This is a genomic window from Microbacterium sp. ZW T5_45 (assembly GCF_044987415.1).
Lineage (GTDB): Bacteria > Actinomycetota > Actinomycetes > Actinomycetales > Microbacteriaceae > Microbacterium.
This window is the reverse complement of record NZ_JBJDRJ010000050.1, coordinates 1-23,220: the sequence shown is the minus strand read 5'-3', so window position 1 is coordinate 23,220 and position 23,220 is coordinate 1. Positions and strand designations below refer to the sequence as shown.

The window sequence follows — 23,220 nt, the reverse complement described above, 5'->3', positions numbered from 1 at the left end:
TTACGCCCCGTGGGGCCGGGCATGAGATCGGAGATCGACGCCCACTGGGCATCCGACAACAACACGAAACGACTCACCCGACAACACTCTCAGACCACGCCCACCATTTAGGAGACACGCCCTAGGCGTGCACGTCGGCGGGCGACTCCTCGCCCTCGTGGAAGTTCGGCTTGCGGCCGAACAGGCGCGTGATCAGCAGGATGACGCCGACGATCACGAGGCCTGCGGCCAGCCCGGCGACCGCAGAGAACAGGGTGTCGCCGATCCAGACGATGACCGCGCCGGCCGGCTCGAGGGCGTGCTCGATGCCGTGCAGGATGTCGGCACCGAAGTGGATGCCGACCTCGCCGAGGTTGACCAGCAGCAGGTGACCGCCGACCCAGAGCATGGCGACGGTGCCGAGGATGCTGACGAAGCGGAAGACCGCGGGCATCGAGCGCACGATGCGGGTGCCGGTGTGGCGCACGCGCTGCACCGGGTTCTTGGCCATCTTCAGGCCGATGTCGTCGATCTTCACGAGCAGCGCGACGGCGCCGTAGACGACGCCGGTCATGATGAGCGCGATCACCGCGAGGATCGCCAGGGTCGTCCAGATGTCGAGGCCGGCCTCGAGGTTCGACAGCGAGATCAGCATGATCTCGGTGGACAGGATCAGGTCGGTGCGGATCGCTCCCCAGACGAGCTTGTTCTCGTTGCGGGCGCTCTCATCGGCGTGGCCGTGGTGCACGCCGAACCACTCGAGCACCTTCTCTGCACCTTCGAAGCACAGGTAGGCGCCGCCGAGGATCAGCAGGTACGGGAGCACCCAGGGCGCGAACGCCGTCAGCAGCAGTGCCACCGGGATGATCACGACGAACTTGTTCGCCAGTGATCCGAGCGCGATCTTGCCGACGACGGGCAGCTCGCGTGCGGGCGTGATGCCCTGCACGTACTGCGGTGTCACGGCGGCGTCGTCGATCACGACGCCCGCGGCCTTGGCCGATGCCTTCATCGCGGCGCTGAGAATGTCGTCGACGACGGCGAGCAGACCAACCGACATATGCGTCCCCCTGTGGTGAGTATCGGGGAGCAACTCTATCCAACGCGTGTTGCGGGAAGTCGCTGGCCCGGTTCCTGAGAGACGAGGGGATGCCGTGATGGGCGCCCTTCGTCGCGCTTCGCTCGCTCAGGGACGGGGTGGTGTCAGGTGCCAGCGCCCTGTTCTTGAGCGAGGAGCGCAGCGACGAGCGCCGCGACGAGCGCCGTACTGTGAGCGAGCGGAGCGAGTCGAAGTGACGAAGGACGTCCGACGGCGATCAGCCCTCGTCGAGGAAGACCCCGACGCGGTCGCCGTCGACCACGAACTGGATCGCGGTCGCGTCGGGGAACTCGGTGCGGAGTTGATCAGGCAGCTGATCGTCCAAGGACACGGTCAACGACGCAGGGAACGAGCCGGCGCCGCAACCGCTGTACATCGGACCGTCCAACCCCCAGGAGCCCGAGTCGATCTCCTCGGTGGGCGGAAGATCATCCGTGGCCAGCGCATGAAGGCAGACATCACCAGCGTCGGGATTGCCGTTCCACCCGGCACCGACGCCCCGGAACAGCGAGAGCCCGAAGAATTCGAAGACCGGGGAGTCCTCTCCGCCTCCGAACATCTGCGAATAGCTGCCGCTCTCGGAGATGGGCTCGAGCGTCGCGATCTGCGGTGCCCCCGACGATGTCGCGACCGGAGTGATCTCCGCGATGCCCCAGGTCACTGCCGAAGCCGCCACGGCCGTGGCCATCAGCGAGGCGATCCACAGTGCGACGTGACGTCGGCGGATGCCGGATGCCGGGTGGGTGGCATCCGGATCGTTCCCGGCGCTGCGGTCGGCGGCGTCGGTCGTCCCACCAGCATCCGTCGCTCCATCGTCAGCGCGTTCCTCGACGTTCCGGAGCGCGAGTGACGCGCCCGGATCGAGGGACTCGAGCGCGTCGAGAAGGGCCGCTCGCGCGCCGGCATCCGGGTCGTTGGTCTCGTGCGGGTCCGGCCCGGTGGTCCCTCGCGCATCGGCTGCATCCGCCCGTGCCCGCACCCGCATCGCTTCGAGCTCGCGCAGCCGTGCCGCCGCCGCGGGATCGAGGTCGGCGTCGCGCCCGTAGGCGCGCGCTCGGAGGGCTCGGAGTTCATCGGCGAGGGCGGAGTCCATGCCCGGCATCGTCTCATGGACGAGCGCGACGTGGAGCGCGCGAAACTCACAGCGCGCTCCCAGCCCGGCGGGACCAAATCCGACGACCCCTCTGTTGTGACAGATGACGCCGCAGCCAGCCGCGTCAGACAGGAGACAGATCATGTCGCAGGACTACCGCAAGACGCCCGAGGGAGTCAGCGCCCTCACCCATCGCCAGTACGAGGTGACGCAGGAGAGCAGCACAGAGCCGCCCTTCCGCAACGAGTACTGGAACAACCACGACGACGGCATCTACGTCGACGTCGTCTCTGGGCAGCCTCTGTTCTCGTCGACCGACAAGTTCGACAGCGGCACCGGGTGGCCGAGCTTCACCAAGCCGATCGAGGCGGATGCCGTCACCACCCGCACCGACCGCACGCTGTGGATGACCCGCACCGAGGCGCGCTCCAGCGGCGCCGACAGCCACCTCGGCCACGTCTTCGACGACGGACCTCGCGACGCAGGGGGCATGCGGTACTGCATGAACTCCGCGGCGCTGCGTTTCATCCCGGCCGACAGCCTGGACGAGGAGGGCTACGGTCGATACAGCGGCCTCTTCACCGACACCACCACCACTTCCGAGGAGCAGTCATGACCGACACCGGCACCATCACCCGCACCCCCGGCACCGAGACGGCCGTCCTCGCCGGCGGCTGTTTCTGGGGCATGGAGGACCTGATCCGCCGCCAGCCCGGCGTGCTCGACACCCGCGTCGGATACACCGGCGGCCAGAACGACCACGCCACCTACCGCAACCACCCCGGCCACGCCGAGGCCGTCGAGATCGTGTTCGACCCGTCCGTCACCTCGTATCGCGACATCCTGGCGTTCTTCTTCCAGATCCACGATCCGTCGACGCTGAACCGTCAGGGCAACGACATCGGCTCGAGCTACCGTTCGGCGATCTTCCCGCTCTCTCCCGAGCAGGAGCAGGTCGCTCGCGACACGATCGCCGACGTCGACGCCTCCGGCCTGTGGCCCGCGAAGGCCGTCACCACGATCGAGCCCGAGGGTCCGTTCTGGGAGGCCGAGCCCGAGCACCAGGACTACCTGATCCGCTACCCCAACGGCTACACCTGCCACTTCCCGCGTGCGGGATGGGTGCTGCCGAAGCGCGCCGCCGTCTGACGCGCGGATGCCGGGAGGTTGCGGCATCCTTCGGGCCTCGCGCCCGGGTTGCGGCTGTCGCGCCCGGGTTGCGGCGCACACGCCCGGGTTACGGCGCACCACTTCGGGGGCCGACACGCCAGTTGCAGGACGCTTCGCGCTGAAGCATCCGTCATCTGGCGTGTCGGCCCCCAAAGTGTGCGGAGGCGGCGGGGTGCCTACGCGTCGGCGAGGAACGCCAGCGCCGCCTCTTTGAACGCCCGCGACCCCGGGGCGTTGAAGTGGTTGCGGTCGGGGATCTCGAAGAACGTGCCGTTCGGAGCGGCGGAGGCCAGGGCGCGGGAGCCTTCGATGATGGCATCCTTCGTTCCCGTCGCGAACAGGATCGGCCGCGACGGCGCGTTCGACGGGTCGGGGTCGATCGTGCGCGACGACCGCATGCCCTCGGCCAGGGCGACGAGAGCGCTGAGATCGTTGCCGGGAACCCGCTCGGTGAGGGCGAGGTAGTTCTGCGTGGTCGGGTCGGTGACCGGCGTTCCGTCGGCGATCAGCGCGCGCACCTGGTCGAGATCGAGGCGAGCGAGTGGGATGCCGTCAGGCACGCCCCCGAGCACCGCGCGCTCGATGCGCTGCGGGAGGTCGCGCACGACCTCCCAGCCGACGCGTGCTCCCAGCGAGTAGCCGAGGTAGACGGCGTCGTCGACGAGGTACGCATCCATGACCGTCTCGACGTCGGTGGCCAGGGTGCGGATGCCGTAGGCCGAGGGCTCGTGAGGCTTCTCGCTGAGGCCGTGTCCTCGCTGGTCGAGGGCGAGCACCCGGTATCCGGCCTGGGTGAGCTGGCGCGTCCAGCCGGTGAGAACCCAGGTGTCGCGCGCGCTCGAGGCGAATCCGTGCACGATCACGACGACCGGAGCGTCGAGGTCGCCCCACGTGTAGGTCGCGAGGCGGGTGCCGTCGGCGGCGTACACCTGCTGCGGTTCGGGCATCTGGGTCAGATCGGAGAGCGGGACGGCCACGGCATCCATTCTCCTCCTGCCGCGCGGGCCGGTCGCGCGCGTGCCTGCGGCGGCCGGGCCGTGCTTCCGCCGCACAGTTCGGGGGCCGACACGCCAGTTGTCGGACGGTACCTGTGAGAAGGTCCGCCGATTGGCGTGTCGGCCCCCAAAATGGATGCCGGATGCCGGATGCCGGGGCGCGGGCTTGCCCCTCGCAGCAGCCCCACAGAACGGGGGCCGACACGCCACCCGTCGGCCGGTTCGGGCGAACGCGTCCTGGAGGTGGCGTGTCGGCCCCCGAAGTGGGGGTCGCGGCCCCGGCACCCCTGCCCCCGGCACCCGGCACCGCGCCGGTCACACGCGGCGGCGGAGCTCCTCGCCGAGCGCGGCATCCACGTTCGTCCAGTACTGGAAGAAGCGCTCGCGGATCGCGTCGATCGTGATGGCGCGGCCCTGGCCGGTGAGGGTCTCGATGAACCGGGCGCGGCCGGCGTCGTCGAACACCTCGCGGTAGAGCGTGCCGGCCTGACCGAAGTCGTCGTCCTCTGAGTGCAGTGTCGCCGCCGAGCGCATCAGGGCGCCGTCGGATTCCCAACTCGCCTCGACGCCCGCGGCAGGGTCGGCCGTCGGTCCTCCGGCGGGGCCGAACGAGTTCGGCGTGTAGACGCGGTGCTCCGCCGGGTTGAAGCGGTACTGCATCTGCCCCTCGTGCATGTAGTTGCGCACCTCGGCCGCGTGCGGCTGGTTCACCGGCAGCTGGTTGTAGTTCGCGCCGATGCGATAGCGCTGAGCATCCGAATAGGCGAACACGCGCGCCATCAGCATCTTGTCGGGCGAGATCCCGGTGCCAGGCACCTGGTTGCCGGGCGAGAAGGCCGCCTGCTCGATCTCGGCGAAGAAGTTCTGCGGGTTGCGGTTCAGCGTGAACGTGCCGACCTTGATGCGCGGGTAGTCCTTCTTCGACCACGTCTTCGTCAGATCGAACGGGTTGAAGCGGTACTCCTTCGCCTCCTCGTACGGCATGACCTGCACGTAGACGTCCCACGACGGGAATTCCTCGCGTGCGATCGCGTCGAACAGGTCGCGACGGTAGTAGTCGGCATCGGACCCTGCCAGCTTCTCGGCCTCTTCCGCGCTCATCGCCTCGACCCCCTGGTGCGAGAGGAAGTGGTACTGCACCCAGAAGCGCTCGCCAGCGGCGTTCACCCACTGATAGGTGTGCGAGCCGTAGCCGTTCAGGTGGCGCCAGGATGCCGGCAGGCCACGGTCGCCCATGAGGTAGGTCACCTGATGGGCGGTCTCGGGCGAGAGCGTCCAGAAGTCCCACTGCATGTCGGCGTCGCGCAGGCCCGAGTCGCCGAGACGCTTCTGCGAGTGGATGAAGTCGGGGAACTTCATGGCGTCGCGCAGGAAGAAGGTCGGGGTGTTGTTGCCGACGATGTCGAGGTTGCCCTCGGTCGTGTAGAAGCGCAGCGCGAAGCCGCGCACATCGCGCCAGGTGTCGGGAGAGCCCTGCTCGCCGGCGACCGATGAGAAGCGCAGCAGCGTCTCGCTCTCGGCGCCGGGCTGGAAGACCGCGGCGCGGGTGTAGGCCGAGACGTCCTCGGTCACGGTGAACGTGCCGAAGGCGCCACCGCCCTTTGCGTGCGGGTTGCGCTCCGGCACGCGCTCCCGGTTGAACGAGGCGAGCTTCTCGACGAGATAGCGGTCGTGCAGGACGGTGGGGCCGTCGGCGCCGATCGTGAGGGAGTGCGCGTCGCTGGCGACGGGCGTCCCGGTCTGGGTGGTCGTGGGCTCGGTCATGGGTTTCTCCTTCTGCGCGCAGGCGCGACGAACAGCCCGGGGTATCACCGGGAGATCGGCGGATGCTCCTACGCGGCGTTCTGGCAGCTGGGGCAGGTGCCCCAGAAGGTGACTTCGGCTGTCTGGACGGTGAATCCCCCCGTGTGCGACGGGGAGAGACACGGCGCTTCGCCGACCACGCAGTCCACGTCGCCGATGGCACCGCACACGGTGCACACGACGTGGTGATGGTTGTCGCCGACGCGCCGTTCGTAGAGCGCTGCAGAGCCTGCCGGTTCGATCCGACGGACGAGGCCCGCCGTCGTCAGGTCCGCGAGGATGTTGTGCACCGACTGGATCGACGTCGTCGGCAGCACGTCGGAGATCGCGCGGTACACGCGCTCCGCATCCGTATGGGCCATGGACTCCAGGGCCTCGAGAACGGCGACGCGGCCCGCGGTCGCCCTCAGTCCTGCGTCGCGAAGCGCAGAGTCGAGTCCGGTGTCCATGTGACGATCCTATCTCTTTATTTGAGTGGTTCAAAAGAACTGGTCACGCGTCGAGTGGCGTTGCGGCCTCTTCGCCGGGCGGCGCGACCCCGTTAAGGGGTCATTGTGGCGCCAGATCTCGATGAAAGTCCTCAGCTATATACGACTTTCGGCCAGACGGATATATTCACACCTGGAGAAAGGTCTAGGGCGATATGCCGTGAACCGATCTGCGCAGGGGGATCCGGTCTCAGGGGAGGCCGTGTCCGATCATCTCGATCGCTACGGACTTTCAGGGAAGACACACACGTGACCAGACGACGCGCGCTTCTGCGCACTCTCGGCGCATTCGGCATGGCCGGCGCCCTCGCCCTCGGAGGCTCGCTCGCGGCCACCGCCGCCGTGACCGAGCCGACTCCGGACAGCGGCCCGGTCGCCGGCAACACCACCGTTCTCGTGCCCGAACCCGAGTCGCTCACGTTCTCCGACGCCAGCCAGGGCAGCAGCCATGCGCTGGCCGTGGGGTCGGACGGGACCATCTACGCGTGGGGCTCGAACGATGCGGGCCAGCTCGGCAACGGCACGACCACCGCATCCTCGACCCCCGTCCCGGTGACAGCACCGGACGGCATCACCCTCTCGGACCCGAGCGCCAGCTATCGGTGGTCGCTCGCGATCGGCTCCGACGGCGGCGTCTACTCGTGGGGCTTCAACCAGCGCGGCCAGCTCGGAAACGGCACTCTCAGCACGGGATCGACCGTGCCGACCCCTGTGCTCACCCCGGCCGGCATCACCTTCTCGCAGACCGAGACCGGTGAGTACAGCTCGTGGGCGCTCGGCTCTGACGGACAGGTCTACGCCTGGGGCCGTCTTGTGGGCACATCCACCGACGCCCCCGTTCCGGTCCCGGTGCCGGCACCGGCCGGTGTGACCTTCACCCAGATCAGCGGCGGCAACGGGCACATCCTGGCCCTCGGCTCCGACGGCAACGCCTATGCCTGGGGCAACAACGGCTTCGGCCAGCTCGGAAACGGCTCGTACACGGCATCCGGCACTCCTGTTCTCGTGTCGGCACCCGGCGGTGTGACGTTCACGCAGGTCGCCGCCGGTGGCTACTTCTCGCTCGCGCTGGGATCCGACGGCAAGACCTATGCCTGGGGATACAATGACGCCGGCCAGCTCGGCGTCGGCGGCACCACGCAGCGGAATGTGCCCACCGAGGTGCTGGTCCCCGCTGGTGTGACCTTCACGTCGCTCGGCGCGGGCTACGACACCGCGTTCGCGACCACCGCTGACGGTGACACCTACGGCTGGGGTGCGAACGCCTTCCGGCAGATCGGTGACGGGACCAACGTGAACCGTCAGCAGCCCGTGCTCGTGCAGTCTCCGGCGGGCGTCGCCCTCGACACCCCGGTGGCCGCGGACAACAAGAGCCTCGCGGTCGGCGGCGACGGCAAGCTCTACGTCTGGTCGATCATCTACGGCCCGGCCGTCCCCACTCTGTTCTGGCCGACCGTGACCGTGACGGGCGTCTCGTTCGACGGCACCCCCGGCACCGACGTGGCGAATGCCGGCGACGGCGACTGGAGCGTCGTGACCCCGGCTCACCCCGCCGGCCCCGTCGACGTGGTCGTCGAATGGACCCTCAACGGCGTCGCCCAGACGCCGATCACCTACGTCGACGGCTACACCTACCTCGAGGCGCCGACCATCACGGATCCGGCCGATGCCACGGTCGTCGTCGGGGCTCCGGCGACGTTCAGCGTGGATGTGACCGGATACCTCGACCCGACCGTGGTGTGGGAGTACTCCACCGACGGTGGCACGACCTGGCTGCCGATCGCCGGCGACACGGATGCCGTGGTCTCCGGTGACAGCCTCTCGGTCACGGTGACGCCCGGATCGATCGCCCACGACGGATACCTCTACCGCGCGACCGCGACGAACAGCTCGGGATCGGCGACCAGCGAGCCGGCCGAGCTGACGGTCACCCCTCCGGTCGAGAACCCGGGTGCGGATGCGGCGGCGGATGCTGCGGGGACAGCTGATGCGTCTGGCACTGCTGATGCGTCTGGCACTGCTGATGCGTCCGGCACTGCGGACGCTGCCGGTACGGCGGATGCGTCTGGTTCGGCGGATCCCGGAACCCCGACACCCGGGACCGGTGGCTCTGCAGGTTCCGGTGGAGCAAGCACTCCGAGCAGCTCCGACAGTTCGGTCCTCGCGCAGACCGGAGGTGTCCTGCCCTCCGTGGCGGCGGCTCTGGGCGTCCTCGCGCTGATCGTCGGTGCGGTGCTCGTCCGCTCGCGGCGCGAACTGGTGCGCCGCCGAGGCTGACCCGGACAAGAGCTCGCAGCGGCGCGGACCCGAACCGCGCCGCTGCGCTTGTCTCCGCACCTTCTGGAGAGCCCAGCTGCAGGTGCGTCAGCGGGCGGCCGGGACGCCCTGGTTACAGCCGGATGCTCTGCTTCAGCCGCGTCCGGATGTCGAACAGCTCATTGCCGCCGATCACCCGCGCTCCCGGCATCCCGGAGCGCAGCATCGTCGGCAGCACGCTGCGTCGGACCACGGCGACGGGCAGATCCCGCACCCGACCCAAAGGTGTGACCGGCATCGACAGGTCATCGTCGGGAAGCACGACGAGCGCCCCGCTGAACCGCACTCTCGCGGCCTTCGCCACCGCCCTGATCTGCGCCAGCAGGGTCGTCACGGGCGCGCGGTGTCCGAGGCTGGGGCCGGTGATCTCGCCGCCGCGGAACCCGACCACCCCGCCGAAGTCCGCCGAGGTCACGCCGTACAGACCCGAGGGGCCGAGCACGATGTGGTCGAGTTGTCCCTCATCTACCGGCACCCCGTGCCACAGCGTGAATCCCATGCCGAGTCCTGACACGGCATCCGCCGTGCCCTCCTCGGCCAGCGCCTCGGCGAGCAGCCGGCGCAGCTCCCGCGGGGCGGCGCGCACCACCGACGGCGCATAAGGATCTGCGACGTCGGCCCACTCGCGGACCAGTTCCTCATATCGCGCACGGCGGCGCACCCCGGGCTCGCCGTACGACGTCGGTCGCGGCCGGGTGTCGCGTCGCGGCGACGGGGAACGCCAGGCGTCCCACTCGGTGTCCGAGCCGCGGCTGCGGTCGAACGCGGCGCGCTGTTCCGGCGAACCGATCAGTTCCCAGGCGCGCTGCACGCGGATGAACACCGCCGAATCGCCACCGGTGTCGGGGTGCGACTCGCGCAGGCGCAGCCGGTAGACGCGCCGCAGCTCGTCGTCGTCGGCCGTCGGCGCGACGCCGAGCACCTCGTAGGGCGAGGCCGAGAGCGGGCTGTCGAACATCCTCTCCACGCTAGCGGGTCACGCAGGCACGTCGACGATGCGCTCCCCTCCGCGCACCGGGACGACGGAACCGGCGGATGCTGCGGCGACATCGTCATCGAGACGGTCGAGCTCGTGCGCGGGAACCCACAGCTCGAGGGTCGCGGTCGACGTGTACGACGGCTCGCCCAGGGTCGCTCCGTGATGTCCGGCCCAGTCGCGGAGCAGGTTGTCGTAGCGACCGGCATCCGCATGGGCGACCTCGAGAGTGACCTGCGTCAGCGACATCCGCTGCACGAGAGCGGCCAGGTCGAGGGCTTCGGACACCGCCGTCGAGTAGGCGCGCACCAGACCACCCGCGCCGAGCTTGACCCCGCCGAAGTACCGCGTGACCACGGCGACCGTGTCGGTCAGCTCGCGGCGGCGCAGCACCTCGAGCATGGGGATGCCGGCCGTCCCCGAGGGTTCGCCGTCGTCCGAAGATCGGGCCTGATCTCCGAGAAGACCGGTGACCATCGCGCTGCAGTTGTGCCGAGCATCCCAGTACCGCTTGCGGATGCCGGCGATCACGGCATCCGCCTCGTCCACCGACGACACGGGCGCGATCTGCGCGATGAAGCGGGACTTCTTGATCACGAGCTCGTGCTCGACCGCCGCCGCGATCGTCCTCGGGTAGTCCACCCGGCCCAGCGTATCCGCGCCCGCCCGGCCCTCTCGCACCCAGCGCTTGCCGTAAGTCTTCGCCGAGTTCGCGTTCACTCGCCGAGTGCACGGGACATTCGCGTCAAGATCTCGTGCATTTGTCGACTTCACGTGCACTCGACGGCGAGGAAGAGGGAGAAAGAAGAGGAGAAAGAAGGGCGCGGGCGGATGCCGCCACTCAGCGATCGATGAACGAGAAGTGGGTGGCGTTGTACCTGTCGCCCTGCACGCCCACGCTGTCGGCGAGCCGGTCGAGATCGTGCACTTCGTCGGCCGACAGGGCGACCGCGGCGGCTCCGGCGTTCTCAGCGATGCGGGAGGTGCGGCGGGTGCCGGGGATCGGCGCGATCCACGGGGCACGTGCGAGCAACCAGGCGAGCGCGATCTGTCCGGGGCTGGCGTCCCTCGCCTCGGCGAGCGCACGAACCCGCTGGACGAGCGCCTGGTTGGCGGCGCGGTTCTCCTCGGTGAAGCGCGGGATCGTGCCGCGGATGTCGCCATCGGAGAAGGAGGTGCCCTGATCGACCGTTCCGGTGAGGAATCCCTTGCCGAGCGGACTGAACGGCACGAAGCCGATGCCGAGCTCGGCGAGCGTAGGCAGGATCTCGGCCTCGGGATCGCGGGTCCACAGCGAGTACTCGCTCTGCAGCGCGGTGACCGGGTGCACGGCGTGCGCGCGGCGGATGGTCGCGGCCGACGCCTCGGAGAGCCCGAAGTGACGCACCTTGCCCTCTGCGATGAGCTCGGCGACGGTGCCGGCGACGTCTTCGATGGGCACGTCGGGGTCGACACGGTGCTGATAGAAGAGGTCGATCACGTCGGTGCGCAGGCGCCGGAGCGATTCCTCGGCGACGCGCCGGATCTGCTCCGGTCGGCTGTTCAGACCGACCATCTCGCCGCCCTCGATGCGCCAGCCGAACTTGGTCGCGATCACGACGTCGTCGCGGATCGGCTCGAGCGCCTCGCCGACGAGCTCCTCGTTGACATAGGGGCCGTAGACCTCAGCGGTGTCGAAGAACGTGACTCCGAGGTCGAGCGCCGAGCGCAGCACGGCGATCATGTCATCGCGGTCGCCCGGGTTCGGGCCGTAGCTCTGCGACATGCCCATGCAGCCCAGGCCGATGGCCGAGACCTCGAGTCCCTGTCCGAGTGTGCGTGTGTGCATGAGTGATCCTTCCGTCGCTGATGACTGCTCGTAGTCGACGCTAGGCCTCCCGCGGATGCGGCGGGAGGGTCTGCTGGACCCCCTGACGTCAGCCCCCCGGACCTCGGTCGCGAGTGCGACGGCATCCGTGCGCACAACTCCTCGATCTTTCGGCCCCGGATGCCGGATCGGCCGGCTCCGAGCGGAACCGGCCGATCCTTGAGGAGTTGTGACGGGCTCACTCCTCGGAATCGTCGCGCAGGTAGGCGAGATGGTCCTCGTGGCGGGCTTTGTGATTCGGCGACCTGCGCACGAACAACCAGGCGACGACGAGCAGCGCGAACCAGATCGGCGTGACGAGCAGGGCCGTGAGCGTGTCGGGCTGCGTGGTCAGCGCCCAGAGGATGAACACGAAGAACGCGAGCACGACGTACACCATGAAGACGCCGCCGGGCATCTTGAAGGCCGAGGCGGCCGCCTTCTCGGGGTGCCGGCGCCGATAGACGACATAGCTGCACAGGAAGATCGTCCACACGAACATGAAGCAGACGGCCGACACCGTGGTGACCATGTCGAATGCGGTGCCGATGTCCTTGCCCGCGTACAGCAGCACGACGCCCGACAGCAGCAGGATGCACGACAGGAACAGGGCGTTCTGCGGCACCTTGCGCCGGGACAGGCGGCCGAACACGCTCGGCGCGTCGCCGTCCTGCGCGAGGCCGAACACCATGCGCGAGGTCGAGTAGATGCCCGAGTTCGCGCTCGACATGGCCGAGGTCAGCACGACCAGGTTCACGACGGTCGCCGCGATGCCGAGGCCGGCGAGGGCGAACATCGCGATGAAGGGGCTCTCGCCGGCGACGTACTCGGTCCACGGGGTCACCGCCATGAGCACGATCAGCGCGCCCACGTAGAACAGCAGCACGCGGATCGGGATCGCGTTGATGGCCTTCGGCAGGTTGCGCTTCGGGTCCTTGGTCTCGGCGGCGGCGGTGCCGACGAGTTCGATGCCGACGAACGCGAACACCGCGATCTGGAAGCCGGCCACGAAGCCCATGAAGCCGTGCGGGAACATGCCGCCGTGCTCCCAGAGGTTCGCGAACGAGGCGGTGCCGGCGTCGTGCGAGAAGCCGGTGAAGATCATGATGAGACCCGTGATGATGAGGGCCACGATCGCGACGATCTTGATGAGGGCGAACCAGAACTCCATCTCGCCGAATGCCGCGACGGTGGGCAGGTTCAGCGCGAGCAGGATGACGATCACGAGCAGGCCGGGGATCCACAGCGGGATGCCGGGTATCAGCACGTTCGTGTATCCGGCGATCGCGATGACGTCGGCGACGCCCGTGACGACCCAGCAGAACCAGTAGGTCCAGCCGGTGAAGAACCCGGCCCACGGCCCGAGCAGGTCGCTCGCGAAATCGCTGAACGACTTGTACTTGAGGTTCGACAGCAGCAGCTCGCCCATCGCCCGCATGACGAAGAAGAGCATGAAGCCGATGATCATGTAGACGAAGATCACCGAGGGGCCGGCGACCGAGATCGTCTTGCCGCTGCCCATGAACAGGCCGGTGCCGATCGCCCCGCCGATCGCGAGCAGCTGGATGTGGCGATTGCTCAGGGCCCGCTGCAAGTGCTCCGGCTGGGTGTGTCCCGCCGACGGGCGTGCGCTCGCCGCGTCGTCTGCGTGCGTGTTCGTCATATGTCCTCCGGTCATCGTCGTCGTCATCGTCGACGTGCGGTGCGGTGCACCGGCCATGGTCGTGAAGCGTAGTCCACACGGATGCCGTCGCCGAGTGCGACGCGGGGCGGACGGTCGCCCGCCCCGCAGCTTCCGTCACCGAATCCGCTGTCGGGGATGGTTCCCACCGAATCGATTCGATAAACTCGGTGCCGACCCGTTCCGCCCCTTCAGCACTGCGAGCCGCTCTCTCATGGCCACCTCCCTCACCACGGGCCGTCCGTGGCGTGTCATCCTGTCGTTCTCCGTCCCGCTCCTGCTCGGCAACGTCGTCCAGCAGATGTACCAGTTCGTCGACGCGATCGTCGTCGGACGCCATCTCGGCGTCGACTCCCTCGCGGCCGTAGGGGTCGCCGGACCCCTGCTGTTCCTGCTGCTCGGCTTCGCCCTCGGCCTGACGAGCGGTTTCGCGATCCCGCTCGCCCAGGCGTACGGCGCCGGTGACGATGCAGCCGTCCGCCGCTCCGTCGCGACCGGTGCGCTCCTCACCGGCATCACCAGCGTGATCCTCACCGTGGCCGCGCCGCTGCTGTCCGAAGCCGTGCTCGTGCTCATGCAGACGCCGACCGAACTGCTGCCCGAAGCGACCATGTTCACGCAGATCAGCTTCCTGGGTGCGGGCGCGACGATGTTCTTCAACTACCTCTCGGCGATCATCCGCGCGATCGGCGACTCGCGCACGCCGCTCGTCTTCCTCACGATCGCGTGCGCCCTGAACGTCGGACTCGTGCTGCTCATGGTCGGACCCCTCGGCTGGGGCGTCGGCGGGGCCGCGCTCGCGACCGTGGTCGCGCAGGGGGTGTCGGTGCTGCTGTGCCTCGAGTTCGTGCGCCGCCGACTGCCGCTGCTCTGGCTCGGTCTGCGCGGCTGGAGCATCCGCCGCACCGATCTCATCGACCACCTGCGCCTCGGTCTGCCGATGGGCTTCCAGGCGTCGATCATCGCGATCGGCACGCTGACGGTGCAGGTCGCGCTGAACCGCCTGGGTGCGGATGCCGTCGCGGCCTACACGACGGGCGCGCGTGTCGACAGCCTCGGCGTCGCGTTCCTGCAGTCCCTCGGCCTCGCGGTGTCGATGTACGCCGCGCAGAATCTCGGCGGGCGGCGCCCCGACCGCATCCGTCGCGGCGTCATCGAGGCGACCTGGATGGGAATCGTCGGCGGCCTCGCGATCGGTGCGCTCATCATCGCGTTCGGGGTGCCGATCGTCCGCCTGTTCATCGGCGACGGCTCTGACGAGGTCGTCGAGCTCGCGCACCTCATGCTCATCATCAACGGCTGCGGATACTGGGTGCTCGGCGTCCTCTTCGTGCTGCGCGGCGCACTGCAGGGGCTCGGCCACACGCTGATCCCGACGGTGACCGGAGTGATCGAGCTCGTCATGCGCGTCGTCGCCGCGGTGGCGCTCGGCGCGCTCATCGCGTTCCCCGGTGTCGCGTTGAGCAACCCGCTCGCGTGGCTCGGCGCCGTCGTGCTGCTCGTGCCCGCGTACGTCCGTGCGCACCGCGAGCTGGCGCGCATGCCGGTCGATCCGGCGGAGGCGACGGAGACGTCGACGATCCCGATCGTCGGCCCCGTGGACGGCTCGATGACGGTCGACGCAGTGGTCACCCGGCCGGTGCGCATCGTGCGAGGGCGTCGTCTCTCGCGCCGGAGGCGGCGTTAACCCGTCGTTCTGGGAAACATCATCCCTCAGATGGATGTCGATGTCCGTGGGGCGGTCTATCTTCGATAGTGCGGAGGTTCCGCTGACGGGGGGTCGTCATGACGACATGGAGGGTGGCCAGCGATCTGGCTGCGATCATGGTGCCGATCGGCACCGGGGGTGCGGTTCTCGCCGTGCTGTGCGCGCTGGTGGCAGGATTCGCGATCGCGAGGGGTGCCGGTGGCCTGACCGGAGGAGCCGTGGGGATCTGGATTCCTGCTGCCATGGTCAGCTCGATGGCCGGATTCGCGAACGACTGGATGCCGTTGATCGCCGCGGGCGGCTCGCTCGGCGGCTTCATCGTGCTCGGTTCGATCGCGCGCGGCGTGCTGCACGCGACCGGCGCCGAATGGCCGACACGACGGGAGAAGGCCGACGCCGCCGAGCAGATCGGGGCGGATGCCGCAGCTACGGCCGGCCCGGCCGCGACGGTTGCACCGGTGTCGGTTCCGGCGGTGGCGACGTCCGCAGCGCCGAGCGTCTCGACGGTCGGTCCGCTCACCATGCCCGTACCGGTGCAGGCGGCCTGACGCCGCACGACCGAGTACCTCGGGCGCGTATCAGGGGCCGTCCGGCGCGGATCAGCGGTAGTCGCGGTCCTGGTGCTGACGGCCCGCGTCTCCGGACGCGACGCGCTCGGCCTCCCGGGCGCGCAGCTCGACCCGACGGATCTTGCCGGAGATGGTCTTGGGCAACTCCGGCACGAACTCGATGATGCGCACCCACAGGTGCGATGACAGGCGTTCGCGGGCATAGCCGAAGATCGAGCGCGCGGCGGCGGACTCGTCAGCGACGGCATCCGCTCGCAGGCACACGTAGGCCTTCGGAACCGACAGGCGCGTCGGATCCGGGCTCGGGATCACGGCCGCCTCCACGACGAGCTCGTGCTCGAGCAGCACGGACTCGAGCTCGAACGGCGAGATCTTGTAGTCCGAGGCCTTGAAGACGTCGTCCGCGCGGCCGATGTAGGTGAGGTACCCGTCGGCATCGCGCGTGGCGATGTCGCCCGTGTGGTGGAATCCGCCGACGCGCGTCTCGGCCGTCTTCTCCGGGTCGTCGTAATAGCCGGCCATGAGGCCGACCGGCGGCTCCGAGAGATCGAGGGCGATCTCTCCCTCGGCATCCGTCGGCTCGCCCGTCGCCGGGTCCAGCAGCACGACCGGGTAGCCGGGGAGCGGTCGACCCATCGAGCCGATCTTGATCGGCTGACCCGGCGAGTTGCCCACGCAGCAGGTCATCTCGGTCTGGCCGAACCCGTCGCGGATCGTGCCGCCCCAGGCATTGCGCACCCGCTCGATGACCTCGGGGTTCAACGGCTCTCCCGCGCCGACGAGCTCGCGCGGCGGCCGGGTGAGACGGCCGAGATCAGCCTGGATCAGCATCCGCCACACCGTCGGCGGCGCACAGAACGTCGAGACGTGATGCGTGTCCATGACCTGCATGAGCGTGTTCGCGTCGAAGCGGTCGTAGTTGTAGACGAAGACCGTGGCCTCGGCGAGGAAGGGCGAATAGAAGCTCGACCAGGCGTGCTTCGCCCAGCCGGGGGAGGAGATGTTGAGGTGCACGTCGTCGGGACGCACGCCCAGCCACCACATGGTCGACAGGTGCCCGACCGGGTACGACACGTGCGTGTGCTGCACGAGCTTCGGCCGGCTGGTCGTGCCGCTGGTGAAATACAGCAGCGCGGTGTCGGACGCCGCGGTCGCGCCGTCGGGTTCGAACTCGGCGGGTGCCGCGGCGGAATCCGCGAACCGCGCCCAGGAATCGGGGATGCCGTCGCCGATGCCGATCCTAAGGACGGCGTCGTCGACACCGTCGAGGCGGGATGCGAGAGTGCCGAGCGCCACCACGGCGCGGGCACGGCCGTGCTCGATGCGGTACTCCAGGTCGGAGGCCGAGAGCAGCGTCGACGTGGGGATCGAGACCGCGCCGATCTTGGTGATCGCGAGCATCACCTCCCACAGCTCGATCTGGTTGCCGAGCATGACGATGACGTGATCCCCGCGGCGGATGCCGAGACCGGTGAGCCAGGCCGCGACCTGGTCGGACCGTTGGGAGAGCTCGCCATAGGTCCACGTGGCGAGTGTCAGTTCGGCGTCGACGATCTGCACGGCCGGCCGGTCGGGGTTCTCGGCGGCGATGACGTCGAACCACTCCAGTGCGAAGTTGAACTCGTCGAGCTGCGGCCAGCGGAAACCCGCGCGTGCGGCGTCATAGTCGGTGGCGTTCGCGAACAGGAAGTCCCGCATCTCGCGGATCGTGTTCGTGGCGGCGGTGGCAGTGCGACCCATCGGAGCTCCTCGCTGTCGTGCACTCCATCTTCGCGCAGGCGATGGGGCGCGGCATCCGTTCCGGGCGGGTTGCGTGCGGGGGGTCTGGTCGGTCACGTGGGCGTGGTGGGCGCCGGTGCGTGCGGTTTGTCGGGGACTTCGGCCGAGAGGCCCGCGTGTCGGGGCGTTTTCGTCCGACAGGCGGGACTTGGCCCGACAAGACTTGGCCCGACAAACGGTGCAGGCGGATGCTCCGAGGAGGGTCTTCGGCCGACTCGGGCGTCCGGTCCGCCCGCCGGACGCGGAACGCGGCGCCGACGGCATCCGTCACCGCGCGAGCAGGCCGACCCCGTCGCGGAGCTCGAACACCAACTGCGTCTCGGTGCCGCGCACGACCGGGTGCACGGTGATGTGCTCGAGGACGATGTCGCGCAGCGCCGTGGCGTCCTCGACGGCGACGTGCACGAGGAAGTCGTCGACGCCGGCGACGTGGAACACCTGCAGCACCCGCGGCGTCGCCACGAGCGCGTCGAAGAGAGCGGTGACCTTGGGGCCGGTGTGATGGGCCAGTCGCACCTTGATGATCGCCTGCAGGGGGAATCCGAGCGCCGCCTCGTCGACGCGGATGCGGGTGTCGCGGATGATCCCGCGTTCGCGCAGCGCCCTGACCCGATGCGCGCAGGTGGATTCCGCGAGATTCAGACGCTGGGCGAGGGCCTTGTTCGTGATCTCGGCGTGCGAGGTGAGGGCCGCCAGCAGGTCGAGATCGGTCTCGTCGAGTGATGATCCCTGCGCCCTCATGGCCCCTGCGCTTTCCTCAACCGTCACTGCGGACGAACGTCGAATGTTGCTCAGAATAGCCAATTCCCCGGATTCCCTTGCGGATCTTGTCGATTCCCGACGTGTTCATCACGATTCCGGCAACGTGGTGCCATGACCGCTCCGCTGCATCCCGACACCGTGGCCGTGCATGCCGGCCGCTCAGACCTCGAGGGTCTGGGCGTGCACGCGCTGCCGATCGACCTCTCCACGACCAACCCGCTGCCCGACATCGAGCGGGGCGGTGACTCGTACGAAGCGATGGCGACCGGAGGTCGCCCGCCGGCCGACGGCAGCCTCGTGTACGCGCGTCTGTGGAACCCCACCGTCGCGCGTTTCGAGGACGCGCTCGCCGAGATGGAGCATGCCGAGGCCGCCGTCGCGTTCGGATCGGGCATGGCCGCGATGACCGCGGTGATCCTCGCCCACACGAACGCGGTCGGGCGCCGGCACGTCGTCGCGGTCCGCCCGCTCTACGGCGGCACGGACCACCTGCTCGGCTCCGGTCTGCTCGGTGTCGATACGACCTACTGCGAGCCGCACGAGATCGCGGATGCTCTTCGCCCCGACACGGGCCTCGTCGTCCTGGAGACCCCGGCGAACCCCACCCTCGATCTCACCGACATCGCCGACGCCGTCCGCCAGGCGGGGAGCGTGCCCGTCGTCGTCGACAACACCTTCGCGACCCCGGTGCTGCAGAACCCGCTCGACCACGGAGCGGCGATGTCGCTGCACAGCGCGACGAAGTACCTCGGCGGGCACGGCGATGTGATCGGCGGCGTCGTCGCCTGCTCCGAGCAGACGGCCGAGGCGCTGCGTCGTGTGCGGGCGGTGACCGGTGCTCTGCTGCATCCGCTCGGCGCGTACCTGCTCCACCGCGGGCTGACGACCCTCCCGGTGCGGATGCGTCAGCAGCAGGAGAGCGCCCGGCGGATCGTGCAGTGGCTCATCGACCGGCCCGAGATCGAGGAGGTCTTCCACCCGGGGCTCGACGGCGACCCCGACGGCATCCTCGCCCGGCAGATGCGGGGCTCCGGAGCGATGATCGCGATGCGGATGAGGGGCGGCTACGCCGCAGCATCCGCCGTCGTCACCGCCACGTCGCTCTTCACCCACGCGGTCTCGCTCGGCGGCGTCGATTCACTGATCCAGCATCCGGCCGCGCTCACGCACCGTCCGGTCCCCGCCGAGGCGCGGCCCGCGGCCGATCTGCTGCGATTGTCGATCGGTCTCGAGAACGCCGACGACCTGATCGCCGATCTCGCGCAGGCGTTCGCCGCCCTGCCGGGTACGGAGCCCGTCGGCGTCAGCCCCGAGGCAGCGCGATCGTCCCGGTGACGAGTCGCTCGGTCGGCATCCGATCGCGGTTGTAGGTGATCTCGGTGTACCCGTGCGGGGTCGGCTGGCCGTTCTCGTCGAGGCTCACGAACACGATCTTCTCGATCGACAGGATGCGCTTGCGGGTGATCATGTTGCGCGCGACGGCACGCATGGTCAGCGAGGTACGGCCGAAGTGCGTCGCGGTGAGTCCGATCTCGATCAGGTCGCCCTGGACGGCGGATGCTTCGAACACGACCTCCGAGAAGAGCTTGGTCACGGCGCGATAGTTGCCGAGCTGGACGATCGCGTAGATCGCCGCCTCCTCATCGATCCACTTGAGCAGGCTGCCGCCGAACAGGGTGCCGTTGGCGTTCAGATCCTCGGGCCGCACCCACTTGCGGGTACGGAACGTGATGCCGTCGTCATGGGGGAGGTTCTCGTCGAGCGGGGACATGCTCCCAGCCTACGAACCGCGTGAGTCGGTGGCGTTACAGGGCCGCTCCGCCCTGAGCGGATCGGCCCTGGGCGGATACCGGCACGTGTGCCGCGCCGCCGACGGATGCTGAGGGCATGACAGACGACACCCGCATCCCGCAGTTCGGGGCAGAGGCCCGACGGGCCCTGTTCCACAATCGCGTCCTCGTGCTCGACGGCCCGCTAGACGACGACAACGGCACGCTGCTGATGACGCAGCTGCTCACCCTCTCGGCGGAGGACCCGACCGCGGGGATCTCCCTGTGGATCCACTCGCCCGGCGGCTCGGTGCCGTCGATGCTCGCCATCCGCGACCTCATGACGCTGATCCCGAACGAGGTCTCGACCCTGGCCCTCGGACTCGCCTGCAGCGCGGGGCAGTTCCTGCTGTCGGCGGGCACCCCGGGGCGGCGGCGAGCGTTGCCCCACGCGCGCATCCTCATGCACCAGGGCTCGGCGGGGATCGGCGGCTCCGCGGTCGAGATCGAGACCCAGGCCGACGACCTGCGCCACATGCGCGACACCGTGCTCGGGATCATCGCGCACGACACCGGGCAGCCGCGGGAGCGCATCTTCGATGATTCACTGCACGACCGCTGGTACACGGCCGAGCAGGCACGCGAGTACGGCTTCATCGACGAGGTGGTGACCTCGATCGCCGAGGTGCTGCCGCGGCGACGGGCCCGCGTCGGACTGGGGGTCGACGCGTGAGCGGCTACACGATCCCGAACGTCATCGCGCAGCATCCACGGGGCGAGCGCGTCATGGACGTCTACTCGCACCTGCTCGCGGAGCGCGTGATCTACCTCGGCACCGGCATCGACGCAGGGGTCGCGAACGCTCTGATCGCGCAGCTGCTGCACCTCGACGCCGACAGCCCGGAGTCGGCCGTGCAGTTCTACGTGAACAGTGAGGGCGGGGACCCGGGGGCGGCGCTGGCGATCTACGACACGATGCAGCACATCCGCCCCGCGATCGCGACGACCTGCGTCGGGCAGGCGATCGGTCCGGCGGCTCTGCTCGTCGCGGCGGGAGCTCCGGGCGAGCGGGCGGCGCTCGCCCACGCGCGCATCGTGCTGCACCAGCCGGTCGGCCAGTCGCGGGGTGCCATTCCCGACCTCATCCTCGCCGCCGACGAGGTCGTGCGCGTGCGATCGGACATGGAGGAGATCCTCGCGGCCCACACCGGACGCACCGTCGCCGAGCTGCGCGCCGACACCGACCGCGATCGCGTGTTCACGGCGTCGGCTGCTCGCGACTACGGCCTGATCGACACGGTCCTCGGCGCCCGCGGGACGTGAGGTCGGAGGCTGCGGCTCAGGCGGCCAGCGCGAAAGCCCCGCGGGAGGCCGACACCGCGGCGGACGCCGGGACGTTCGTCGACCGCAGCTCGGCCGCCACGGCACTGGTGAGGTCGAGGAGGGAGCTATCGAGGGCGCCGGCGATCGCCGCGATCATCTCGCTCGACGGCTCCTTGCGGCCCCGCTCGACCTCGGACAGGTACTGCGGAGAGACCCCGGCCCTCTCGGCCGTCTGGACGAGGGTCTTTCCGAGGTCGTGGCGGCGCCGACGCAACTGCTCGCCGAGCAGCTCACGCCAGAGCGGCTCGGGGTCGGCGGGGCGGCGCAGCGCGCCGGGGAAGGGAACGATGTCGGCCATGCCTCACGGTATGACGGGCGTCGAGCGCTCCCCCAGCCTTTCTGCTCAGAGCAGAACGCGCGGGTTCGGCGTCAGAACTCCGGAAGATTGCCTCCAGCGGGGTGGAAAAGCGGGGGAAGCGGTGTTCTCGCGTGCAGATCTCCGGAGTTCTGAAGGTCGAGTCAGAGCGCGGCGGCGACTCCCGGGAGCAGTTTGCCCAGGATCGAACCGAGCTGCGCGCGCTCTTCGGTGGTCAGCGGATCGAGCACGAGCTCGCGGATCTGCGCGACGTGCACGGGAGCGGCCGCACGCAGCAGCTCGCGTCCGGCATCCGTCAGTCCCGCGGTCAGGGTGCGCTTGTCGCTGGAGCAGCTGGTGCGGCGGACCCAGCCGCGCTCCTCGAGCGAGTCGATCGCGTGGCTGAGCCGCGAGCGACTGAGCCCGGCGATCTGCGCGAGCTCGGTCATCGGCACCGCGCGTTCGCCCTGAGCCGCAAGGGTGACGAGGATCGCGTAGTGCGCGTGGTTGAGGCCGGTCTCGGCCTTGAGCGTGCGATCGAGCACCTGCGGCAGCAGCTGTACGAAACGGATGGTCGGCAGCCAGGTGGCCATCTCGGTGTCGTCGAGCCGCCGCTCGCTCATCACGCGGCCGAGAGGTCGAGCGTGTGCGCGGTGTGGTCGCGCTTGGCCTCGAGGTAGCGGGTGTTCGCGGTGGACAGGTGTACGCCGGTCGGAACACGCTCGACGACGCGGATGCCGAGGCCCTCGAGCTGCTGCGCCTTGTCGGGGTTGTTGCTGAGCAGGCGGATGCTGTCGGCACCGACCGCGCGCAGCATCTGCGCGGCGGCGGTGTACTCGCGTTCGTCCTCGCCGCGTCCGAGCGCGACATTGGCCTCGTAGGTGTCGAGGCCGGAGTCCTGCAGCGCGTAGGCGTCGAGCTTGGCGTAGAGGCCGATGCCACGACCCTCCTGGCGCAGGTAGAGGAGGAACCCGCCGGCGTCGGCGATGCGCTCGACGGCCTCGCGGAGCTGGGGGCCGCAGTCGCAGCGCTGCGAGCCGAACACGTCGCCGGTCAGGCATTCGCTGTGCGGGCGCACGAGAGGAGCCTCGCCGCCGGCGGCTGCGCGATCGAGCGCCGCGCGCCAGTCGCCGAGTCCGAGGAGCAGGTGCTCCTTGCCGTCGACGAGTCCGTCGAACGTGACCACGTCGGCGGTGGTCTCGAAGCCGTCGGCGAAGCGCAGAGGAACGCGCACGCGGGTCCGCTCGGTGGCCACCGGCACGACGGTTGAAGTTTCAATCATGTCGGGTGCAACGCGGGGAGGGCGGTTCTATTCCCGGTCGCGAGCAGGCTCGGCCGGGGGCGCGGCTTCCGCATGAGGACACTGTGCGCGAGCAGCGCGAAACAGGTCAACCGCGCGAGATCATGACGGATGCTGCTGGGGTGGTCCGCGTGTCGTGGAGTTGGTCCCTGTTCCTTTCGTGTCAGGCCGCGTTCGCGGCGGGTTGTGTGGTGAGCCGGGTCAGGGTC

The 23,220-nt window shown here is 69.2% G+C and carries 23 protein-coding genes; 8 read left to right on the top strand and 15 right to left on the bottom strand.

The window, feature by feature from the left end; all coding sequences use genetic code 11:
- Nucleotides 1-121 precede the first annotated feature (121 nt).
- The gene (locus ACI3KS_RS17905; RefSeq protein WP_404919894.1) at nucleotides 122-1,039 is read right to left on the bottom strand and encodes a DUF808 domain-containing protein; all 918 of its coding nucleotides are present in this window, start codon (nucleotides 1,037-1,039) and stop codon (nucleotides 122-124) included.
- A gap of 256 nt (nucleotides 1,040-1,295) precedes the next feature.
- Entirely contained in the window at nucleotides 1,296-2,171 is an 876-nt protein-coding gene (locus ACI3KS_RS17900; protein ID WP_404919893.1) for a hypothetical protein, read from the bottom strand.
- 142 nt (nucleotides 2,172-2,313) lie between these two features.
- On the opposite strand from ACI3KS_RS17900, the gene msrB reads away from it, so the two are divergent.
- Together msrB and msrA are read left to right on the top strand one after the other, a co-directional pair.
- Complete coding sequence (msrB, locus tag ACI3KS_RS17895) at nucleotides 2,314-2,787, top strand: peptide-methionine (R)-S-oxide reductase MsrB (RefSeq protein ID WP_404919892.1); 474 nt, start codon at nucleotides 2,314-2,316, stop codon at nucleotides 2,785-2,787.
- Nucleotides 2,784-3,320, top strand: coding sequence for a peptide-methionine (S)-S-oxide reductase MsrA (gene msrA, locus ACI3KS_RS17890; protein WP_404919891.1), 537 nt, complete (start codon nucleotides 2,784-2,786; stop codon nucleotides 3,318-3,320). The genes msrB and msrA overlap by 4 nt, the downstream gene beginning before the upstream one ends.
- A gap of 197 nt (nucleotides 3,321-3,517) precedes the next feature.
- Here msrA and ACI3KS_RS17885 read toward each other — a convergent pair whose 3' ends face one another.
- The 3 genes from ACI3KS_RS17885 to ACI3KS_RS17875 form a co-directional block, all read right to left on the bottom strand.
- Nucleotides 3,518-4,327, bottom strand: a complete 810-nt coding sequence (locus tag ACI3KS_RS17885; protein WP_404919890.1) for an alpha/beta fold hydrolase — start codon at nucleotides 4,325-4,327, stop codon at nucleotides 3,518-3,520.
- Between the two features lie 324 nt (nucleotides 4,328-4,651).
- On the bottom strand, nucleotides 4,652-6,100 hold the full coding sequence (locus tag ACI3KS_RS17880) for a catalase (protein ID WP_404919889.1): 1,449 nt from the start codon (nucleotides 6,098-6,100) through the stop codon (nucleotides 4,652-4,654).
- A gap of 68 nt (nucleotides 6,101-6,168) precedes the next feature.
- Nucleotides 6,169-6,588: a Fur family transcriptional regulator gene (locus ACI3KS_RS17875; RefSeq protein WP_404919888.1), complete on the bottom strand. Its 420-nt coding sequence runs from the start codon at nucleotides 6,586-6,588 to the stop codon at nucleotides 6,169-6,171.
- A 288-nt stretch (nucleotides 6,589-6,876) separates the two neighbouring features.
- On the opposite strand from ACI3KS_RS17875, the gene ACI3KS_RS17870 reads away from it, so the two are divergent.
- Entirely contained in the window at nucleotides 6,877-8,904 is a 2,028-nt protein-coding gene (locus ACI3KS_RS17870) for a hypothetical protein (protein WP_404919887.1), read from the top strand.
- 112 nt (nucleotides 8,905-9,016) lie between these two features.
- Here ACI3KS_RS17870 and ACI3KS_RS17865 read toward each other — a convergent pair whose 3' ends face one another.
- The 4 genes from ACI3KS_RS17865 to cycA form a co-directional block, all read right to left on the bottom strand.
- Nucleotides 9,017-9,901 (bottom strand): J domain-containing protein, encoded by an 885-nt coding sequence (locus ACI3KS_RS17865; RefSeq protein ID WP_404919886.1) that lies wholly within the window; start codon nucleotides 9,899-9,901, stop codon nucleotides 9,017-9,019.
- An 18-nt stretch (nucleotides 9,902-9,919) separates the two neighbouring features.
- Nucleotides 9,920-10,561, bottom strand: coding sequence for a YigZ family protein (locus ACI3KS_RS17860; RefSeq protein WP_404919885.1), 642 nt, complete (start codon nucleotides 10,559-10,561; stop codon nucleotides 9,920-9,922).
- A gap of 199 nt (nucleotides 10,562-10,760) precedes the next feature.
- Entirely contained in the window at nucleotides 10,761-11,747 is a 987-nt protein-coding gene (locus tag ACI3KS_RS17855; protein ID WP_404919884.1) for an aldo/keto reductase, read from the bottom strand.
- A 217-nt stretch (nucleotides 11,748-11,964) separates the two neighbouring features.
- Nucleotides 11,965-13,428, bottom strand: a complete 1,464-nt coding sequence (gene cycA / locus ACI3KS_RS17850; protein ID WP_404919895.1) for a D-serine/D-alanine/glycine transporter — start codon at nucleotides 13,426-13,428, stop codon at nucleotides 11,965-11,967.
- A 232-nt stretch (nucleotides 13,429-13,660) separates the two neighbouring features.
- Here cycA and ACI3KS_RS17845 point away from each other — a divergent pair, with 232 nt between their 5' ends.
- The gene (locus tag ACI3KS_RS17845) at nucleotides 13,661-15,133 is read left to right on the top strand and encodes an MATE family efflux transporter (RefSeq protein ID WP_404919883.1); all 1,473 of its coding nucleotides are present in this window, start codon (nucleotides 13,661-13,663) and stop codon (nucleotides 15,131-15,133) included.
- Between the two features lie 98 nt (nucleotides 15,134-15,231).
- The gene (locus tag ACI3KS_RS17840) at nucleotides 15,232-15,702 is read left to right on the top strand and encodes a hypothetical protein (RefSeq protein ID WP_404919882.1); all 471 of its coding nucleotides are present in this window, start codon (nucleotides 15,232-15,234) and stop codon (nucleotides 15,700-15,702) included.
- Between the two features lie 51 nt (nucleotides 15,703-15,753).
- On the opposite strand, the gene ACI3KS_RS17835 is transcribed toward ACI3KS_RS17840, so the two are convergent.
- Nucleotides 15,754-17,463 (bottom strand): AMP-binding protein, encoded by a 1,710-nt coding sequence (locus ACI3KS_RS17835; protein WP_404919881.1) that lies wholly within the window; start codon nucleotides 17,461-17,463, stop codon nucleotides 15,754-15,756.
- Between the two features lie 306 nt (nucleotides 17,464-17,769).
- Nucleotides 17,770-18,243: an Lrp/AsnC family transcriptional regulator gene (locus ACI3KS_RS17830; protein ID WP_404919880.1), complete on the bottom strand. Its 474-nt coding sequence runs from the start codon at nucleotides 18,241-18,243 to the stop codon at nucleotides 17,770-17,772.
- A gap of 132 nt (nucleotides 18,244-18,375) precedes the next feature.
- Here ACI3KS_RS17830 and ACI3KS_RS17825 point away from each other — a divergent pair, with 132 nt between their 5' ends.
- A complete protein-coding gene (locus tag ACI3KS_RS17825; protein WP_404919879.1) occupies nucleotides 18,376-19,599 on the top strand; it encodes a trans-sulfuration enzyme family protein in 1,224 nt (407 codons plus the stop codon).
- On the opposite strand, the gene ACI3KS_RS17820 is transcribed toward ACI3KS_RS17825, so the two are convergent.
- A complete protein-coding gene (locus ACI3KS_RS17820; protein ID WP_404919878.1) occupies nucleotides 19,568-20,035 on the bottom strand; it encodes an acyl-CoA thioesterase in 468 nt (155 codons plus the stop codon). The genes ACI3KS_RS17825 and ACI3KS_RS17820 overlap by 32 nt on opposite strands.
- 116 nt (nucleotides 20,036-20,151) lie before the next feature.
- Here ACI3KS_RS17820 and ACI3KS_RS17815 point away from each other — a divergent pair, with 116 nt between their 5' ends.
- A complete protein-coding gene (locus ACI3KS_RS17815) occupies nucleotides 20,152-20,766 on the top strand; it encodes a ClpP family protease (protein ID WP_404919877.1) in 615 nt (204 codons plus the stop codon).
- On the top strand, nucleotides 20,763-21,356 hold the full coding sequence (locus tag ACI3KS_RS17810) for a ClpP family protease (RefSeq protein WP_404919876.1): 594 nt from the start codon (nucleotides 20,763-20,765) through the stop codon (nucleotides 21,354-21,356). Before ACI3KS_RS17815 ends, ACI3KS_RS17810 begins: the two co-directional genes overlap by 4 nt.
- Nucleotides 21,357-21,372: 16 nt before the next feature.
- Here ACI3KS_RS17810 and ACI3KS_RS17805 read toward each other — a convergent pair whose 3' ends face one another.
- From ACI3KS_RS17805 to ribA, 3 genes are all read right to left on the bottom strand, one after another.
- Nucleotides 21,373-21,714: a helix-turn-helix domain-containing protein gene (locus tag ACI3KS_RS17805; RefSeq protein ID WP_404919875.1), complete on the bottom strand. Its 342-nt coding sequence runs from the start codon at nucleotides 21,712-21,714 to the stop codon at nucleotides 21,373-21,375.
- A gap of 161 nt (nucleotides 21,715-21,875) precedes the next feature.
- Nucleotides 21,876-22,334, bottom strand: coding sequence for a MarR family winged helix-turn-helix transcriptional regulator (locus ACI3KS_RS17800; protein WP_404919874.1), 459 nt, complete (start codon nucleotides 22,332-22,334; stop codon nucleotides 21,876-21,878).
- Nucleotides 22,334-22,993: a GTP cyclohydrolase II gene (gene ribA / locus ACI3KS_RS17795; protein ID WP_404919873.1), complete on the bottom strand. Its 660-nt coding sequence runs from the start codon at nucleotides 22,991-22,993 to the stop codon at nucleotides 22,334-22,336. The genes ACI3KS_RS17800 and ribA overlap by 1 nt, the downstream gene beginning before the upstream one ends.
- Between the last annotated feature and the right edge of the window lie 227 nt (nucleotides 22,994-23,220).